This is a genomic window from Lentilactobacillus sp. TOM.63, from assembly GCF_030361045.1.
GTDB classification, from domain to species: Bacteria; Bacillota; Bacilli; order Lactobacillales; family Lactobacillaceae; genus Lentilactobacillus; species Lentilactobacillus dabitei.
Window position 1 is genome coordinate 1 of the sequence record NZ_JAUCAP010000047.1, and the last position, 19317, is coordinate 19317.

The 19317-nt window shown below is 43.3% G+C and carries 17 protein-coding genes and 1 pseudogene; 8 read left to right on the top strand and 10 right to left on the bottom strand.

Annotated features, from left to right (window positions below):
• Positions 1-159: 159 nt before the first annotated feature.
• On the bottom strand, positions 160-951 hold the full coding sequence (locus QUF07_RS09465) for a YhfC family intramembrane metalloprotease (RefSeq protein ID WP_289427283.1): 792 nt from the start codon (positions 949-951) through the stop codon (positions 160-162).
• Positions 952-1231: 280 nt separating this feature from the next.
• On the opposite strand from QUF07_RS09465, the gene QUF07_RS09470 reads away from it, so the two are divergent.
• Complete coding sequence (locus QUF07_RS09470) at positions 1232-1945, top strand: MerR family transcriptional regulator (protein ID WP_217342133.1); 714 nt, start codon at positions 1232-1234, stop codon at positions 1943-1945.
• A 236-nt stretch (positions 1946-2181) separates the two neighbouring features.
• Here the strand turns inward: QUF07_RS09470 and QUF07_RS09475 are convergent, their stop codons facing one another.
• Positions 2182-3045 carry a fructosamine kinase family protein gene (locus QUF07_RS09475; protein WP_289427284.1) on the bottom strand — a complete coding sequence of 288 codons (864 nt, stop codon included), beginning with the start codon at positions 3043-3045 and terminating at the stop codon, positions 2182-2184.
• 140 nt (positions 3046-3185) lie between these two features.
• Between QUF07_RS09475 and QUF07_RS09480 the strand changes: the two genes are divergently transcribed.
• From QUF07_RS09480 to nadC, 3 genes and pseudogenes are all read left to right on the top strand, one after another.
• Positions 3186-4379: an oxidoreductase gene (locus QUF07_RS09480; RefSeq protein WP_289427285.1), complete on the top strand. Its 1194-nt coding sequence runs from the start codon at positions 3186-3188 to the stop codon at positions 4377-4379.
• 126 nt (positions 4380-4505) lie between these two features.
• Positions 4506-5691: pseudogene (locus QUF07_RS09485) on the top strand (MFS transporter).
• Positions 5688-6527 carry a carboxylating nicotinate-nucleotide diphosphorylase gene (gene nadC, locus QUF07_RS09490; protein ID WP_289427286.1) on the top strand — a complete coding sequence of 280 codons (840 nt, stop codon included), beginning with the start codon at positions 5688-5690 and terminating at the stop codon, positions 6525-6527. The pseudogene QUF07_RS09485 and the gene nadC overlap by 4 nt, the downstream one beginning before the upstream one ends.
• Positions 6528-6639: 112 nt before the next feature.
• On the opposite strand, the gene QUF07_RS09495 is transcribed toward nadC, so the two are convergent.
• Entirely contained in the window at positions 6640-7323 is a 684-nt protein-coding gene (locus QUF07_RS09495) for a GTP pyrophosphokinase (protein WP_217164821.1), read from the bottom strand.
• 122 nt (positions 7324-7445) lie between these two features.
• Here QUF07_RS09495 and QUF07_RS09500 point away from each other — a divergent pair, with 122 nt between their 5' ends.
• Positions 7446-8834, top strand: a complete 1389-nt coding sequence (locus tag QUF07_RS09500; RefSeq protein ID WP_217164823.1) for a flavocytochrome c — start codon at positions 7446-7448, stop codon at positions 8832-8834.
• Between the two features lie 201 nt (positions 8835-9035).
• On the opposite strand, the gene QUF07_RS09505 is transcribed toward QUF07_RS09500, so the two are convergent.
• The 3 genes from QUF07_RS09505 to QUF07_RS09515 all read right to left on the bottom strand — a co-directional run bounded on the left by QUF07_RS09505 (position 9036) and on the right by QUF07_RS09515 (position 11596).
• A complete protein-coding gene (locus tag QUF07_RS09505; RefSeq protein ID WP_217342127.1) occupies positions 9036-9953 on the bottom strand; it encodes an aldo/keto reductase in 918 nt (305 codons plus the stop codon).
• Between the two features lie 126 nt (positions 9954-10079).
• Complete coding sequence (locus QUF07_RS09510) at positions 10080-10559, bottom strand: Dps family protein (RefSeq protein WP_289427287.1); 480 nt, start codon at positions 10557-10559, stop codon at positions 10080-10082.
• Positions 10560-10912: 353 nt separating this feature from the next.
• On the bottom strand, positions 10913-11596 hold the full coding sequence (locus QUF07_RS09515; protein WP_217342126.1) for a YjjG family noncanonical pyrimidine nucleotidase: 684 nt from the start codon (positions 11594-11596) through the stop codon (positions 10913-10915).
• A gap of 195 nt (positions 11597-11791) precedes the next feature.
• Between QUF07_RS09515 and alsS the strand changes: the two genes are divergently transcribed.
• From alsS to QUF07_RS09530, 3 genes are all read left to right on the top strand, one after another.
• Positions 11792-13468 carry an acetolactate synthase AlsS gene (gene alsS, locus QUF07_RS09520; protein ID WP_217164827.1) on the top strand — a complete coding sequence of 559 codons (1677 nt, stop codon included), beginning with the start codon at positions 11792-11794 and terminating at the stop codon, positions 13466-13468.
• A 19-nt stretch (positions 13469-13487) separates the two neighbouring features.
• Positions 13488-14198, top strand: a complete 711-nt coding sequence (gene budA / locus QUF07_RS09525; protein WP_289427288.1) for an acetolactate decarboxylase — start codon at positions 13488-13490, stop codon at positions 14196-14198.
• Between the two features lie 403 nt (positions 14199-14601).
• Positions 14602-15990 (top strand): sugar porter family MFS transporter, encoded by a 1389-nt coding sequence (locus QUF07_RS09530; RefSeq protein ID WP_289427290.1) that lies wholly within the window; start codon positions 14602-14604, stop codon positions 15988-15990.
• A gap of 155 nt (positions 15991-16145) precedes the next feature.
• On the opposite strand, the gene QUF07_RS09535 is transcribed toward QUF07_RS09530, so the two are convergent.
• The 4 genes from QUF07_RS09535 to QUF07_RS09550 form a co-directional block, all read right to left on the bottom strand.
• Positions 16146-16289, bottom strand: a complete 144-nt coding sequence (locus QUF07_RS09535; protein WP_249778427.1) for a hypothetical protein — start codon at positions 16287-16289, stop codon at positions 16146-16148.
• A gap of 418 nt (positions 16290-16707) precedes the next feature.
• Entirely contained in the window at positions 16708-17823 is a 1116-nt protein-coding gene (locus QUF07_RS09540; RefSeq protein ID WP_289427291.1) for an NAD(P)/FAD-dependent oxidoreductase, read from the bottom strand.
• 5 nt (positions 17824-17828) lie between these two features.
• Positions 17829-18587, bottom strand: coding sequence for a hypothetical protein (locus tag QUF07_RS09545; RefSeq protein ID WP_289427292.1), 759 nt, complete (start codon positions 18585-18587; stop codon positions 17829-17831).
• 18 nt (positions 18588-18605) lie between these two features.
• Positions 18606-18914: a hypothetical protein gene (locus tag QUF07_RS09550; protein WP_289427293.1), complete on the bottom strand. Its 309-nt coding sequence runs from the start codon at positions 18912-18914 to the stop codon at positions 18606-18608.
• Positions 18915-19317: the final 403 nt, after the last annotated feature.

Genomic DNA, 19317 nt, shown 5'->3' on the forward strand with positions numbered 1-19317 from the left:
ATACTCGACTGGCAAACACCGTATCAGGTTATGCTGACAAATTTGTCCAAAAATTCGGATTAAATTTGCAATCTACCTCAGTAATAGATAAAATCTATTACCAACAACAGATATTGTAGAACCTTTCTTTATTAATATTTAAACCATAATCCGCTGATTTTATGCCTTTTGGGCGGTGAAATGAAGTCCCATCCTATGAGCGTACCAATAGACAAACCAACCAAGCAAAATAGTCAAAATAATGGTTAGGATGAGGGTTACTGACGTACTGGAAATTAAATTTGTTTGGTGCATTGCAGCTGGGATATCAACAGCAGCATGAAGACAGATCGCTAAAGGATAGAGCCAAAACTTAGCGGCGTGGTTGACCGCAATCCAAACTAAGACTGATAATGATAAGTGAATCCACAACGCGAACAGCCGCTCAATGATCGCTGCAGAAATTAACCAGCTGGTATTGGAAGTCAGTGAGTGAACCAAACTGTTGGGAATTGCCGCTAAAATCTTTGGGTTGTGGGCATTGATACCAGTACTGATGATCAGGTAGTTAACCATACTCATCGCCCCAACGAGGATCATTTCAATGCCGCCGTGACCAATTCCGTATGAAATGGCTGTTTGCAACCCGGTAACCTTTTTCTTTAGATATAAGAAGCCAACCAGCCGCCCAGTTTCCTCGAATATCCCGGCAGCCAAAATCCCGTAAATAACGAAAAGCCAGGGATGAGCGCTGGCCAACGTCATTGTGCCGTTGGGGTTGGGATGAAGGACAGCCAGGTTGAGCGTCTTTTCAAAAATTTGGCTGAAAATAATGAAGACTAAGACACCAATCCACATCGGCAAGGCTTTAAACTGCCAGCGCTTCCGGCAGTATAAAAAGATTACGATTGGTAAGATAATCAATAAAATTAATGCAAATGCCATGTACCATAGATCAAATGTTGGGACCATTATAGATCGCCTCGCTTACTTAATTTTTGGATGTCAATAATCGAATAGTCAAATTTCAAGAGCTGGATGAATGTCACGCTTGGCTAATGATCAACTATTATCGTAATATAAATATTTGGTGATTCATAGCAATCGATCATTGCAATTGAGAATTATACCAGCCAAGTTTCCGATTGGTTTGCCTTTGGTTTGCGATTAGTTTTCGAAATTAAAAAATTTGATTTTGGGGTTGCTCATGACGTCGCGTGATGACGTATAAAAGAATCAGGAGGTGAAAACGATGTCGACATACACAACGGGAGAATTTGCAAAGTTAGGTGGCGTCTCAGTTCGGACGATTCAGTATTATGATCAAAAAGGGATTTTAAATCCGACCACGATTTCTGATGGTGGCCGCCGATTGTATACTGATAAGGAACTCAAAACGCTACGATTAATCTTACTGCTCAAGTCGATGGGCTTGCAGTTAGCGACAATTAAAGGGGTCTTGTCAGAGGAAAATACCAACCAGGTGCTCTCACTGCTGTTAGCGCAACAAGAACAACAGCTCAAACATGACCAAACTGTCGTTGCTGACCAACTGAAAACAATTAAGCAGGTTCAAGATAGTCTCTCCGACTTGGCACTGATCTCTCAACAAGATCTGGCCGGCATCGAAAATATGATGGCAAGTCAACCTAAACTGAAACGACTTCATAAGACCTTGTTATTTTGGGGCCTCATAATAGACGTCATTGAAATTGGGGCGATTGGAATCGGACTATTTGCGGGGAACTGGCTACCAGCACTTATTGGGCTGCCAGTGATTATCATCATCGCAAGCTGGCTGGTTCGTCTTTATTATCAGAGTGCCCGCTATATCTGTCCAAATTGTCACGAGACATTCCAACCTAGTCGCCTGGACTTCTTTTTTGCAAAACATACGGCCAAAACGCGCAAATTGACCTGTACTCATTGTGGGTATCACGGCTATTGTGTGGAAACGTATCGATAAACCTGATATCTGGTTGATTCTCAATGCTGTTTCAAATATATAAGCCGGTCATCTAAACATTCAAAATTAGAATGTTTAAATGACCGGCTTATAATTTGTGGACTTAGATTTTCTTGTTTCTAACAATTTATTTTCAAAACTGAAAGTACGAATGTTGCCTGTGTAGACGAATAGTTTCAATAAGTAGAAAAGCTTTTTTGGATTGTTCACCTGCGTTTGGGAGGGGTGAGCCATTATTAAACCCTTGCATTTTCCAAAATTTGGTTCATCGCCGCATCAGCACCACTTTTGTACATTGATCCAAATTTATTAGTATGAACCATCAGATAATAGAGCCGGTAAAAATTAAGGCGCTGATTAGCCCCGGGATCTAGTGGGTAGGCGGCGTTATAAGCGGCGTAAAAGTCGGCATCAAAACCACCAAAGACCGTGGTGATTCCCAAATCGAATTCGCGATCGCCGTAAAATGCGGCTGGATCGATCAGAGCGGGCTGACCATCTGCGAGGAACATGTAGTTGCCGCCCCAAAGGTCACCGTGTAGCAGCGAAGGTTCACTTTGGTGCTCAGCTAGAGCAGCCAAAATGACTTGACGCACTTGTTGATATTTATCGTCGTCACGCTGGGTCCATAGATGCTTATCGAGGACCATTTGGCGTAATTTGTCGAGACGGCGATTGACAAACAGGTTGCTCCAAGAATCTGTCCAGCTGTTATCGAAGCTCTCATCATTGCTGACGTAGCCAAGATCGTAACCAAACTGGCCATTCTTGCTGTGAACATGATGGAGTTTTGCGACTAGCTCGCCCAAGTCTGTCTGACTGCCCTGACCTTGTTCCAAGTAGTTGAGGAGCAGGTAGGCATCGCCATCAATTTGACCATTGCCTAATACTCTTGGGGCTAAAATGTCATTTTTTTCGAAGTCTTTTAAGCCGGCAATTTCGCCAGCGTAAAAAGTTGCCGGTTGGTGTGGTTGGGTTAACAAGAAGTAAGTTTCATCGCCTGCTTCAAGCCGGTACGCATTGTTAACGTCACCGCCGCCAACTCGAACCAGTTTCGTAATATTTGAAATCGGTAATTGTGATGACCATTGTTTATCCATTCATTCATCACCTCTGGCTACATTGTAGTTGATTGATCCGAGTTTCGTAAATGGGTAGCTGGTAAATTGGATTGAATCCACTATTTTTTCGGGGTAAGATTGATTCAACTAATCAAGCACTGAATAGAAAGGAGTTCCCAATGAGTTACCTACAAATTGCGAAGCCACTGCGGCTGCCAAGTGGAATCAACGTTAAGAATCGATTTTTTAAGTCGGCGATGAGTGAAACAATGGCTGGCGAAGGTGGTCAGCCTACCAAAGCGATTGCCAGTTTATACCATCAGTGGGCGCTCGGTGGGGCTGGGATTGTTGTGACCGGAAATGTCATGGTTGATCGCAAAGCAATGGCTGAACCTGGAAATGTGGTTGTCGATGACCAAACCGATCGGACAGCCCTAAGTCGTTGGGCTGAGGCAGGAAGGGCGAACGGCACCCAGTTATGGCTCCAGCTTAACCATCCCGGGCGCCAATCACCCCGGATTTTCTCAGAACAACCCGTTTCCCCTAGCCCGATTCGGGTGACTGGACCCAACCGACCGTATTTCTATGAGCCACGAGAATTGCGTACCGCTGAAGTTCGCAAAATCATCGCTCAATATATCCATGCGGCGGAAATTGCTCAGTTAGCGGGCTTCACCGGTGTTCAGCTCCACGGGGCGTTTGGTTATTTAATTACCCAGTTTCTCTCTAAAAACACAAACCAGCGGACCGACGAATATGGCGGGACCCTCGCAAACCGAATGCGCTTTTTAATCGAGATTTACCAAGGGATCCGTGAGAGTTGCGGTGTGCGCTTTCCGATTAGTCTTAAATTGAGTCTAACCGATCTTAGCCTAAATGGGTTCACCGAAGATGAGATGACAGCTGTTATTCAGAAAATGAGCGATCTTGGAATTGACCTAATTGAAATTGTCGGTGATAACTACGAAAATTCTGAACTGGGTTTTTCCGGGTATGCCCATATGATCCATCAACTGGTCGATGTGCCAATCGTCATTAGTGGTGGCTTTAAGAATATTTCAACGATGGAAGAAGCTTTGGGGCGCAAAGATACTGATATGATTGGCATTTGCACGGCGGCAGTGGTTGCTACTGATCTGCCCAACCGGATTCTCCATGACCGTTATCAACCAGTTACGGTTGGGTTTACCACTGGCAATAAGCGGCTGGATGCCAAGTATAAGTCGCTCATGATTACCAGTTATTGTGAGCAGCAAGCTAGAAGAATCGCATCCGGCAAGCCAGTTCAGCTTTACACTAATGGGTGGCGGACAATTGTTGCTTGCGTCAGAATGCACGGGAAGAAAGGGCTAATTCCAAGACGACCGGTGTAAGGAGATTGGCATATCTTCTTGAACTTTTTAACTGAAAGGGGTATTCTCTTTTTAAAGTAAATTGTACTTTAATTTCGCTTAAATAAAAGTGGAATTTACTTTTAAGCAAGAAAGGAGTTTATCATTATGGATCATGTGAATCAAAGATCAACATCCTTTACCTTCCTGATTATTGGAACGGCTTGGATGTTTGATGCCATGGACGTTGGTTTGCTGTCGTTTATTATGTCAATCGTTCATAAAGAATGGCTGTTGACTAATTCTCAAACTGGCCTAATTAGTTCAATTAGTACGGTGGGAATGATTTGCGGTGGCTTCTATTTCGGTAGCCTGGCAGATCGAATTGGCCGGAAGAATACATTGATCATCACGCTGTTGACTTTTTCGATTGGGAATTTAGTGCTTGCGGCTGCACCCGGATTTTATCTATTTTTAGCTATTCGATTTGTTGTTGGGATGGGCCTTGGTGGTGAATTACCAGTTGCCGCCACTTATATTGCGGATATTTATCGGGGGACTAAGCGCTCCCAGATGCTGATTTTAGCCGACAGTTTTTGGGCAGTTGGCTGGTTAGTGGCTTCGTTTTTGTCGTTGCTGTTTGCACCGGTATTGGGGTGGCGCGGGATCTTGGTCCTAACTGCCTTAGCCGGATTATTTGCACTGGTGCTCAGACGGCATATTCACGAAACTCACGTAGTACCCTAAGCAGTCGCATGAATGGCGAGCGACTGTTAAAGCGGAGTTTAAGCCTTGGACGCTCACATTGTGGCTGGCTTGGTTTATGGTGATGTTTAGTTACTACGGGATGTTTATGTGGCTGCCGAGTATTTTAGTGGACAAGGGATACGGGATCGTTAACAGCTTTGGATATGCAACAATCATTGTTGTGGCGCAATTGCCGGGTTACTTCTGCGCTTCTTGGCTGGCTAAACGAATGAAAGTGAAGTATGTCTTTTCGATTTACATGCTGGGAACTGCTGTCGGGCCAATTATGTTTGGTCAGTCGACCACCGCGGTAATGATTGTGATTGCCGGTTGTATTTTGTCATTCTTTAACCTTGGCGCATATGGTGCCATTATTGCACTGACGCCGGATCTTTATGAAAGTACAATCCGGGGAACCATGACCGGAATTGCTCAAGGAATTGGTCGAATTGGGGCAATTATCGGACCATTACTCGTTGGCATTTTGATGGATCACCAAATTGGTGTCAATATTGTTTTCCTGATTTTTATGGTTTCACTGGTGATTGGGGCAATTGCGGTGTTAAGCCTACCAGTTTCCGCAGCTAAAGAAGGCGATCAGCGATGAATAACATTCTGCTGAAAGAGAAGATTGCGGAATTTCTCAAAGAAGATATTAATTTTGGTGATCTAAGTCTTGAATACTTTGATGGTTCAAAGGTCATCAACGGTTCTTTTATCGCCAAACAAGCTGGGATTGTTTGCGGTCAAATGATTCCTCAACGCACCTATGACTTGCTTGGCAAAGCAAGCTACACCCCGCTGGTTAAAGATGGTGATTCGGTAACTAAGGGAATGGTAATCGGTAAAGTTGAAGGTCAAGCAGCAACCCTTTTAACCGGGGAACGGGTGATTTTAAATTTGATGCAGCGAATGAGTGGGATTGCCACCAAAACTGCTGATGTCGTTAAACGCTTAGATGACGCGACAATCAAAGTAACTGATACCCGCAAAACGGCCCCTGGTTTGCGACTGTTTGACAAGTACGCTGTTTCGACCGGTGGTGGCTTCAATCATCGGTTTGATTTAACGGGTGCGGTTATGCTAAAAGATAATCATATTGCTTTGGCTGGCGGGGTGAAAGAAGCTTTGGCCATTGCTCATAAGAACGTTGGACCGCTAACCCCAATTGAAATTGAAGTGGAAACCAAAGCAGAACTAATTACTGCGATTGAAGCCGGTGCCGATGTGATTATGTTTGACAACCAATCACCGGAAACCATTAAAGAATGGCGGCAGCTGGTTCCTGATTCAATCAAGATCGAAGCTTCTGGTGGCATAACTGAAGAAACCATTAGCCATTTTAAGGGCTGTGGCGCTGATTATATTTCGATTGGAAACTTAACTAATGACGTGTCACCACTTGATATTAGTTTTTTGGTGGCTGGGGCGATTAAAAAATAGTATAGACTGGGATCAGCCATTTGTCGCAGCTTTTATCCAAGCTGTTACGGTCATCTGAGTGAATGATCATCGATTGAAAATGAATATATGTCCTGTCCTCTTTCGATGATCATCATTTTAAATCTCTGAAAATTTCCTGCATCCGACTTTCAATATCGTAAAGTTCACCGGCATATTTCTGCAGACTAGTGGTGTGCTTGGCGACTTTATCGGCTGGGACATTAGTTTTATAACGCAATTTGTGTTCCAGACTTGCCCACATATCCATACCAATTGTGCGAATTTGGACTTCCACCGGTACATCAAAAACACCATTGGACTGGAAAACGGGAACGGAAACCACAATGTGCAAACTTCGATAACCACTTGGCTTGGGATCTTGGATGTAGTCTTTACGTTTGAGCAACGTAACGTCTGATTGCCGGACAAGCGCATCTTCAACCTTATAAATATCCTCGATGTAGTTGGTGACCACCCGGATCCCAGCAATGTCGTGGATGTTTTTGTCGATGCTTTCAATCGTTAGCGGATAGCCCTTCTTCTGAACTTTTCGCAGCATACTGTTAATACTTTTCATTCGTTCTTCCATGTGGTGAATTGGATTGTGGTCGTAATTCACTGAATACTCATCATCTAGATTCTCAAGCTTGGTGCCAATTTCATTTGCACCAGCATGGCGAAGCTGGTAGATGGTGATTAGGCCTTTGAAGTCGCCAATTTGATCCTTTAATCCAGATCGATTCAATTCTCTGGTAATTTGTCTGACATTTGGAAAATTATTGCGTTCAAGTATCATGTCGTCACCTCATTAATTTCTAATACATTGATTATACATCTTCCAATTGGTAGCACTTTAGAATAATATGATTATGTAACCACTTTCGAAATACGCTTAATAACTTAGATTGGAGAACTCATATGGCCACCAAATTCGTCTTTGAACCAACCAATATTAATCAATTAAAATCAGCATACGATATCATCATCATCGGGTCCGGAAGCGCCGGATTGACCGCTGCTTTTGAAGCTCACAAATTGGGCAAAAATCCTGTCGTTTTAGAAAAGATGCCAACGCTGGGTGGCGATACTAAACGTGCTTCCTCAGGAATGAACGCGGCTGAAACCTTCGTTCAAAAAGAACATGGCATCAAGGACAGTATTCAGAACTTTTATGATGAAACGTTTGTCGGCGGTGGCAAAACCAATGACCAGGATCTGCTCAAATACTTTACGGCAAATGGCGCTGATGCCATTAAGTGGCTGGCTGATGAAGGCATCAAGCTTGATGACTTAACGACAACCGGTGGGATGAGTGTTCCCCGGGCACATCGGCCAAGTTCCACCGCGCCAGTTGGGGCTTTTTTGGTAAGTGGCCTATTGAAACGGATTGCGGACGAGCAGATTCCAGTCTTTACCGGTGTGACCGTAACGAAATTGAATGAGGCTGATGGCCGAATCAGTGGCGTGACGATTACGACTGAAAATGGTGAGGCTACCATTAATGCTCCCGCGGTTATTCTCGCTACCGGTGGTTATGGAGCGAGTCCCAAATTGCTTAAGAAGTATCGGCCTGATTTGGTGAAGTATAAGACAACCAATCAACCCGGCAATACTGGTGATGGGATCTATTTGGCTGAACAGGTTGGCGCCAAATTGGTGGATATGGATCAAGTCCAGGTGCACCCCACAGTTCAGCAGGACACGGATCACGTTTATTTGATCGGTGAAACTGTTCGGGGTGAAGGGGCGATTCTGGTCAATCATGCCGGCCAAAGGTTCGTAGATGAGCTGACGACTCGTGATAGAGTGACCGCGGCCATCAATCAACTTGACGAGGGCGGGGCCTACCTCATTTTTGATCAGGGGATTCGTGATCGGGTAAAGGCAATTGATTTTTATGACCACGTGGGATTGGTAAAGTCGGGCGAAACGCTGGCTGAGCTTGCAGCCACGACTGGTCTGCAGCCAGATAATCTGAAAAAAACAGTTTCGGATTGGAATAAAGCCGTCATCAGCAAGCAGGATTCCCAGTTTGGCCGGACAACTGGGATGAATCGGGAAATTGATCACGGACCCTATTTTTCAATTCACATTGCGCCGGCAGTTCATTACACCATGGGTGGGGTTAAAGCCACCCCGCAAACTCAAGTTGTGAACAGTGACGGCAATATCATCGGGGGATTATTTGCAGCCGGTGAAGTGGTTGGCGGGCTCCATGGTAATAATCGAATTGGCGGTAATTCAATTGCTGAAACCGTGGTATTTGGGCTACAAGCGGGTCGGCAAGCAGCAAAATATATTAAATAGGCTAAGAGGCTGGGGCATATGTTGATTCCCAATCAGTAACCATCATTTGGATCATCACCGATACTCAGATAAAAGCTGCGACAAACGGCTGATCCCAGAATTTAACAAAAAAACCAGTTATTCCAACATCAGGAACAACTGGTTTTTCTCGTTAAATTCTGGGATCAAAACGCCTATTCCCAGTCTGCATAATGATGCAGTTTAAAACTGGTCAAATAAATGATTGATCTGATCAAATTCGTAACCAGATAATTCGATCCCCAGTGCTTTGGCATTACTGTGAACTTGATCGGCAACCCGAGCTCCTGGGATAACAACACTAATATCGGGATCGGTGATGTACCAAGCTAAAATAATTTGAGCAACCGTTGCGTTGTGCTTGCCAGCAATTTCCTTGACGGTGTCTAAAGCGTCCATGATTGATGTGTACTGATCAGGGGTGAACTGGTTAAATTCATTTTGATCATTTCGTGTATATTTTCCCGTCAACAATCCCATTGCAAGCGGTAAATAAGGGACAAATGAGATGTCGTGTTCCTTTAAATAAGGAAACAGGTTTCTTTCGGCATTTCGGTGAACCAGGCTGTAATTGTCTTCGACGACATCGACTTGATCGTCTTCATTGGCTTCCTTTATTTGGTCAAGCGAAAAATTCGAAACCCCGATGGCTTTGATCTTGCCAGCCTTCTTTTCTTCAACCAAGGCGTTAACTGCTTCGGCCTTTGGGGTGGTCGTGTCGGGAAAATGGATATAGAAAATATCGATGTAGTCGGTCTTTAAGCGTTTTAAAGCATCATCGACTGATTGCTTTAAAAATTTGGGATCGTTGTTTGGCTGTAAATGATTATTGGGGTCTTGAGCAGCCTTTGATGCAATGACAAATTGAGATCGGTCATAATCTTGAATGACATTGCCAATGATTTCCTCGGAGCGACCCAAGCCGTACATGTAGGCGGTATCCAATAAGCCAATGCCATCGTCTAAAGCGGCTTTGACAACGGCAGCCCCATCTTCATCCTTTAGACCGTCAAATAAGTTGTGGCCGCCGACTTTATTGGTGCCAAGTCCAAGTGGGGTACTGGTGACCTGACTGCTGCCGATTTTTACTGTTCCTGTCATTTGAAAATCCTCCTTAATTAGTTGCTATGATTAGTTTAATCCAAAACAAATAGCTGGAACAATAATTGCACCAGCCATTTATGATTGAACTTGAACATCTTTGTGGTCGCTAGTCCTTAAATTGGGTTATTCGTCATATGGACCTTTTCCCAGATAAGCATTAATCATCCAGATGTTTTTATCGACTGCTTCCTTAAACCCGTTTAGCATATCCTGGGCTGGGAAGTCTTTTTCTTCATCCGTTACTTCGATTCCCTTTTGATATTGATCACGCAGGTATTTGAACTGGTCCGACAGCCGCTGCATGAAATCACGCATTGTTAATTGATCCCAGGTGACTTTTTCGTCTGGCAACCCTGTATTCTCGATAAATTCATGAGTGGTTGAGTACGGTGAGCCATTGATTGCAATCAACCGCTCAGCAACATTGTCCAATTGATCAGCCAACTGGTCAGAATAATCATCCATCAAGGGATGTAGTCTGAAGAAGTTCTCCCCACGCATGTACCAGTGAGTTTGCTGGACATTGGTCATTAGTTGGCTAATGTCGGCAACCAATTGGTTTAACTGTGCCCGGGTCTTTGGAAAATCATATTGTTCGGTCATGAAATTACCTCCTAAAAAATAAGTGAGCGGAGCAAAGCGTTTAAAAGTCGGAGCATAAGTCTCCGCCAACAGGAATCCCGGTTTTGGGGATTTTTGTTGGTGGTGCTTATGTGCAGACTTTTGCTTTGTGCAGCTGTCCTAATAAGTGAGCGGATCCAAGCGGTTAGAAGTCGGAGCGTAAGTCTCCGCCAACAGGAATCCCGGTTTTGGGGATTTTTGTTGGTGGTGCTTAGGTGGAAGTTTCTGCTTTACGCAGTTGTCCTAGAATATTTTAAATACGCTTACATAATTAAGCATATGGGATTATAGGCGGTAGAGCAAGAAAAGTGTTCTTTAAAAATAGGTAACCCCGTTTAACTGACAATGGCTTCCAAATCCAACAATTGATCAATTTCATACGTTGGTTGAGTTGAACTTGCGTTTGGTTGGTGCTGAGGATTGAACCAGACTGAGTCGAGGCCATATGTGGCCGCCCCTAAGATATCAGAGGTCAATGAGTCACCGACTACTAATGATTCTTGTTTATTGAATCCGCTAATGTTATTGGCGATGTAGTCAAAAAATGCTGGTTCTGGTTTTTTGTGACCGATTTTTTCCGAAATAAAGACATTGTCGAAATATTTATCCAGCCCCGATTCTTTCAACCGCCGATATTGAGTTGAGGCCACGCCATTGGTGACAACGTAGAGGTGGTGATCGTGGGTTAAATCAGCTAGCAGCTTTGTGGCATTCGGGATCTGATCGTGACCTTCAGATAGGAAGGAACGATATTTTTGGCCGTAAAGGGTGCCATCGACGTTTTCCCCATAATGTTGAAAGAATAAATTAAAACGTTCATCCAGCAACGTTTCACGGCTGATTTCACCGCGCTCGTATCGACGCCATAACTGGGCGTTCAGCGAATGGTAATCCCGATAAATTTCAGGAGTCAGTGGCTTGTGGAGGCTCTGGAATAATTTTTTCAGGGCGTGCTTTTCAGATGATTGAAAATTGAGTAAGGTATCGTCGACATCGAATAATAAGGTTGAATATTTCAAGCAGAATCACTTCCGAGTTTGTAAATTTAATAAATCATAACAGAATTTCACAATGTTGAGTACTTTTTGTTGTAATTTTTGCTTATTTTAAGTAATCTAGTTGTTAAATAGATTGTGAAAACAAACCTGATTGTTGTAGTATGTGCTTAATTGATATATTAAAATTACAGACAATAAATTAATAGAGGTGTCCTTATGAGTGAAAAGAAACGTGGGTCCCAGGCCCTAATTCAATCGATGATTAACCAAGGCGTCAAATATGTGTTTGGAATCCCTGGTGCTAAAGTTGATCAACTGTTTGAAGACTTGAAGTATAGCGACGATCCAAGAACCCCGAAGCTGATTGTCACTCGTCATGAGCAAAATGCCGCCTTTATTGCGGCGGGGATTGGCAGATTAACCGGCAAACCAGGAGTGGTTGCGACAACATCCGGCCCAGGAGTTTCGAATTTGGTTACCGGACTGATGACGGCCACGGCTGAAGGGGATCCAGTTATTGCGTTGGGTGGTCAGGTGCCAAGGGATGACCTTGCCCGGATGACTCATCAAAGTATTCCCAGTAAGGAATTAATGGTGAATGCCGCCAAGAGCAGCGTGGAAGTTCAGGATGCCAATAATGTTTCCGAAGCTTTTTCCAATGCTTATACAACGGCGGTGTCGCCTAAAGCCGGCGCAACCTTTTTATCACTGCCAGCGGACGTATTGAGTGATGAAACTGACCGGCCGGAGATTGCCCCATTGAAGCGTGGAGACGAAGGTCGGGCATCCGACAAAACGATTAAGCAGATTTCGGAGATGGTGAAGAATGCCAAATTACCGGTGATTTTTGCCGGGATGCGGGCTTCTACGCCTGAAGTGACCAAAGCACTGCACGCCCTTCTGCGAGAAGTATCGTTGCCGGTTGTCGAAACCTATCAAGGAGCCGGCGTGGTTTCCAGGCAGCTTGAAGACCGTTTCTATGGGCGGGTCGGTTTGTTTAGAAATCAAATTGGCGATACCCTGTTGAAACGAAGTGACTTAGTACTGGCAATCGGTTACGATCCGGTTGAATATGAAGCTCGTAACTGGAACCTGGAGCATAACAAGCAAATCGTCAACATTGATACAGTGGCGCCGGAAATCTCCACTAATTACCAACCGGACGTAATCGTTGAATCAAACATCGAAAACACGATTGATGCCTTGACTGATACTTTTACAGGAGAGTTTGACCTATCTTTTCAAGTTACCAAGACCCTCGATGATTTACGAGAAGAATTTTCATCAGAACGGGAAGTGCCAAAGAATGTTACTCCGGGTCGAGTCCACCCACTAGCTATTATTCGGGCTTTACAGGAGCGAGTCGATGATGAGACCACGGTCACGGTTGATATAGGAAGTCACTATATTTGGATGGCCCGTTATTTCCGGATCTATCGGCCCCGTCATTTGCTCTTCAGTAATGGGATGCAGACCCTGGGAGTTTCACTGCCATGGGCAATTGCAGCAGCGTTGACTCGTCCGGAACAACCAGTGGTTTCGGTTTCCGGTGATGGGGGCTTCTTGTTCTCAGGCCAGGAATTGGAAACGGCCGTCCGATTGAAGCTCAATATTGTGCAAATTATTTGGACCGATGGTTACTACGATATGGTGAAGTTCCAGGAAATTGCCAAGTATGGTAAGGATGCCGGCGTTGATTTTGGACCCGTTGATTACGCTAAATACGCTGAAAGCTTTGGTGCCAAAGGGCTGCAGGTTACCGGGCCAGATGACCTAGGTAAAGTTCTTGATGAAGCATTTCAGACAAAAGGACCAGTAGTGGTTGACATTCCAGTTGATTATAGTGATAACATTAAGTTAAAATCCGCTTTAATGAAGGATATCTTAAATTGAACACTAAGGAAGTTGTCAAATGTCAAAATACACTACTTTGTATCAACACGGAACGTTAGCGTTATTGGTGCCAGGCCTACTCGAAGGGACGATCACAATGGGGCAGCTGCTCAAGCGTGGCGATACCGGAATTGGGACTGGCGAAGGGCTGGATGGCGAGCTGATTATTCTTGACGGTAAGCCCTATCAGGTGAACTCAAGGGGAAAAGTAACGGTAGTTTCAGATAAATTTAAGCTGCCATTTGCCAATGCCCATTTTGCCCGTTACTCACCATTGGCGGAGCTGGAAAACGTGGAACAGGACGATTTGAACAAGCAGATGCTGACATTGAGTCGAGCTGAAAACACGTTTTTTTCGCTTAAAGTGACAGGAACCTTTGCAGACATTAAAACGCGGGCAGTGGTCAAGTCTGAGCCGCCATACAGTACCTTGGCTGAAACCGCAAGAAAACAGAGCATTTTTACTCGCGATCAAATTGATGGCACATTGATTAGCTACTATTCGCCACAGTTGTTCAACGGGGCCGCAGTGGGTGGCTTTCACCATCACTTCATGTCGGATGATCGAAAGTTTGGTGGTCATGTGCTTGACTTTCGTTTAGTAAAAGGTGAAGTTTCTTATCAACTATTCGATACCCTGGAGCAACATCTACCGGTTGATAACAAGGCCTACATGGAACATGATTTTGAGAAAGATGATATTGAAGGAAGCATCCAGGCATCCGAATAATCATAAATGCTTGATTATGATATCCACGATTTTAATTACTGAAAACTAGCTTTTGGTAAAATTTATTTATATATTAGTAAAAAATAACCTTCACTTCAAATGCCGAAGTGGAGGCCTTTTTGTGCTTACTTTTAATTTATTCGTAAGATAAATAGAGTTTATAGTTGATTTGTACGTATAAATGCTTTAATATATCATCTTGTAAGCGCTGCATGATTTCAATAATTTTTATGTGCGTCAGTTAATTGTTAATGTAAGCGTTGTTATACCGGTGATGTGGAACTGATACTGACATAAGTTTTATAATAAAAATTTGTTCGATTTATTATGCAACCCCTTTCAACCCTTTCGAAACGGGAAGCAAAATCGACTAAAGAGACTTTTTAGGTTAAGGAGAATGAATATGGAAAAGGTTGTTACAAAAGAAAAGAAAATCTCAAGCAGCTTTATTTATTTCTTTGGTTCCTTTGGTGGAATCCTGTTTGGTTATGATATTGGAGTTATGACGGGTGCCTTACCGTTTCTGCAAACGGACTGGGGCCTTCAAAATAATGCCACCGTTGTCGGTTGGATCACTTCTGCAGTGATGCTGGGGGCCATTTTTGGTGGAGCAATCGCTGGTCAGTTATCTGATAAGCTGGGAAGAAAAAAGATGATTTTACTTTCTGCTGTCATCTTCATGCTTGGCTCCGTTCTCTCCGCAATGTCCCCCAATGATGGCCAATATTATTTAATTGCTGTCCGGGTTTTCTTGGGATTAGCTGTTGGGGCTTCTTCGGCACTGGTACCGGCCTATATGTCTGAAATGGCCCCTGCTAAGATGCGGGGTCGCTTGACTGGCATTAACCAGACAATGATTGTTTCCGGAATGCTGCTCTCATACGTCATGGATTTCTTATTGAAGGATCTGCCTGAAAACTTTGCCTGGCGCTTGATGCTCGGCTTGGCTGCAGTACCAGCATTGATCCTGTTCGCAGGGGTTTCTTTCTTACCTGAATCACCACGTTTCTTGGTTAAAAGCCATCGGGTGGACGATGCTCGCACAGTGCTTAGTTACATTCACGATAATGACAAAGAAATTGATACTGAATTAGCTCAAATTCAACAAACTGCTGCTGAAGAAAAGAACGTTTCAAAAGCAACTTCATGGAGAACAGTCTTTAGCGGTAAATATCGTTACTTAGCAATTGCCGGGATTGGAGTGGCTGCATTCCAGCAGTTCCAAGGCGCAAATGCAATTTTCTACTACATCCCTTTGATCGTTGAAAAGGCAACCGGTAGTGCCGCAAGTTCTGCGTTGATGTGGCCAATTATTCAAGGAATTCTGTTGGTCATCGGTTCATTAGTATTCTTGGCAATCGCTGATAAATTTAAACGAAAGACGCTCCTTATCCTGGGTGGGACAGTAATGGGACTCTCATTTATTCTCCCAACAGTTATCAAAGTCTTGATGCCAAGTGCCAGTCCAATGGTGATTGTGGCATTCTTGAGCCTATATGTGGCAGCCTACTCATTCACTTGGGCACCATTAACTTGGGTAATCATCGGTGAAGTCTTCCCACTCGCCATTAGAGGTCGGGCTTCAGGTGCCGCTTCATCAGCAAACTGGATCGGATCGTTTGCGGTTGGTCTGCTCTTCCCAATTATGACAGCAACAATGCCTCAAGACGCCGTATTTGCAATCTTTGGTGTCATCTGCCTATTGGGTGTTTGGTTTATCAAGGCTTGTGTCCCTGAAACCAAGGGTCGCAGCTTGGAAGAAATTGAAGACGAAGGAACAAAATCAAAATAAATAAGTATCCATAATATTGTTAAAGTTGTTATGGCCTCAAACTAGGCTATCATTATGTTAAGAGCAATCTAAAACCACCTGAATTACCCGGAAAGGGGTGTCAGGTGGTTTTTTACTTACATAAATTAAGTTGGAAGATTTAAATTGATTATTAATTAGCTAACAATATCTACTGGGCCGTGATCGTCAACGTGATCACCGTGAACATGTTGAAGACGACCATTTACCAGGTAATCTATGTGGTCGCCATGAGGGACCTGTTGGTGACCGCAAAATTCGTTGTGAATTTCGCCTTCCATCGGATGTTCGCCATCAGGATTTTGTACGGAAACTTCAATCTTACATTCGTCCCAATGATCTTCGTGTTTATGATGGAGATGGCCATTTGCTTCAACAAAGTCAATGTGATCATGGTGAAGAATTTTCGTGTGCCCACAATGTAAACTATGGGTATGGTTTGGGTTAACTTCTGCTTTTGGATCTGTTATATTTGAACTGTAATTAACAATTCAGGAAACTGTGACATTAGTCTGCGGGGTATTTATGAATGCAACTTGGCTTTTTACTGTTATATTGATAAGACTTGCGACAAACGGCTGATCTCAGAATTTAAGCAAAAAAGGAATGCATTCCAAACCAGGATGCATTCCTTTTTTTAAATTGAATTCTGGGATCAAATCGCCTTTCGTCCCAATCCCTGAATTTACTAGTTCACGATTAACAATTAACTTCACAAGCAGAGTAATCTTTCAGATACATGCCATTTTGTAGATACTTATCAGAAATTTTCGGGTTGATATCAATACCGATTCGTTGTAATACCGTTTCCGCAAGGGGCGCAAACCGCTGCCGGTATTTGTAAATATAGCACAATAAGACATTCCCATGTTGAACTTGGGGGCCAAGTAGAAAGACGTTTGGCGAAATGGTAGATTCGTCACTTTTTGTTAAGAGTGGTCGATCATTATAATTGATGAATAGATTGGCAATTAGTGGACTTTGATAACAAGCAAATCCCGTTGCGAAAATGGGGCGCTTATTGGTTTTGGTAAGCGTACCATCTCTAAAAAGTAGTCGATACTCATCATCAATTTTATTGATTGCCAAGACTGTCTTGTCCTCATTGAGCTGGATAAAAGATCGATATTTTTGATAGCCGGCAGAAGTGTAAGTGGATAAACGTTTACTGGGATCAGGATTTGTCGAAGTGGCACTGCTGTCACTAGCGAAAAGGTAACTGTGAATGTTCCGTTTGGCTAGGTGAATGGCGACATCAAAGGCGGCTTCATTGCCACCGATAATTAGTTGAGGCCCATTTACAGGCAACTCATCGTAATTCTTTAAGTTGGCGTAGTGGATTCCATGGGCGGCACCAGGAATGTTAGGCGTGTACGGATAAGCGTAGTCGCCAATTGCGATGAAGACATACTGAGCTGTTAAGATCGTGTCGTCTGACAACTTTAACTCATAGGATTCGTCTGGTAACAGCCGAATGAGTTTAACTTCAGTATGGGTTCTAACTGATAATTCGAGTTTTCTGGCGAGTTCTTTAAGATAATGAGCGTATTGAATTCCGGATAAGTGTTCATTACCTTCGCTATAGGCTGGCGAAGTATCAGGAACAACTGCGTTTAAATCTGGGAAGCCAAAACCATTAGTTGTGAAAGATGGTGAAATTAAGTGAGTTTCTGGGTTCCATTTGGTAAAAGTGTCGCCAACTTCACCCTTCTCTAAAACAACAAAATCTCGAAAGCCATAAGACTTGAGAGTGGCCGCAAAGCCAATTCCTGCGGCCCCGGCACCAATGATTGCAACTGAAACTTGTGCAGACATATTTTTCAATCCTTTCTTAGGGTAACGAGATGAGTTGCTAACAAGCTGATTACAGCCCCAATTATTGTGATTCCCGAAATGACGAGAATTGCTAATAGTTCAACACTGGCAAAGCGAATATTGCCAAAGATTAGCCCAGTAGCGCCACCGTGGTTGATTTTGGTGTTTGCCATCAGTATGAGACCAAAGGTGCCGATTAAGCCACCGATGCCATTAATGGTAAATGAATCAACAGCGTCGTAGAGCCGGTCTGTCTGGTTTGTGAAATGGGTTGCCAAATGACAAATAATGCCGCTGACAAATGTAATGATGCCGATTGAAAGCGGTGAAACATAGCCGACAGCCGCCGTGCTGGTTACGAGACCAGTAAGGATACCATTAACAAGGTCGTCGAGAGTTACTGGCTTATTTTGATCAGTTAACGGGATAATCCGACCTAGGCTAGCGGCGATGATTGCGATCAACGTATTGGTTACAATCAAGCTGCCGTAATTTTGCCAACTACCTGCCGGTGCCAAATTAAAGCCAAACCAGCCAGTGATAACAAATAGAATGGCAACATACTTAAATAATGCATTATCAGAGCCCTGTGGATTTTGAGGCCGCTTAATAAAAAGTGCCAAGACCAGACTGGTTAGGCCAGCAGTGAGATGTACAACCAAACCACCTGAAAAATCAAGCGCACCGAGTTGAGCCAGATAACCAGTTGGCGACCAAATCAAATTTGCGACTGGTGCATATACCAATAACGTCCATAAGGGCACAAATGAAACAAAAAATTTTCAGGAATGCTTAGCAATGGCCGTACCTGTGAACATAACCAAGGCGTATAAGAAAAAATCTAATTGAACAAACATTGTTGGGCCGAACGATCGGCTAATGACTGGTAATGTATTTTGAGTGCCTACCTGAAATGATTCAAAGTAGCCAAAAAATAGCCAACATAAAATTCCAATTAATAATGCGAGAATCATTTCCACTAAGTGTTTTTCTGTTTGCTGTTTTGGAAAAGCTTGTGTGTAAAGTATTGGTACGAAGAAAATCATTGGGACCATTAAAACAGCACACAATAATGAAAAGTTAATTTTCACCTAAGCACCTCCGTTTACTAAGTAAATGGTAATGATTACGATTTAAAAGTATGAAACGTCTTCCCTTCCCTGTCAAGAGAAAATTTCAGTTTGTAGATGGCTGAGAGAATATTTAATCATTTTGACTAGACGGATTGATAATTGATATGTATAATAAAAAGTAACCATTACCATTTAAACCTTCGTAAACGATATTTTCCCTGCTGATACTTTCAAACTAAACGCTACTCCATCTATTTCTTAACTTTTTGTGATGCTGTAATATCAGTTTATCGAAGTCCTTACCCAATTAATCAATATTGGAATGGCTGGTTAGGTCACTTTTCTATTTAGGCTCTTCGTCAACTGTTGTTGGTGAAACTAAATTCGAGTTCTAATCACTTTGTGATTAGGGCTCTTTTTG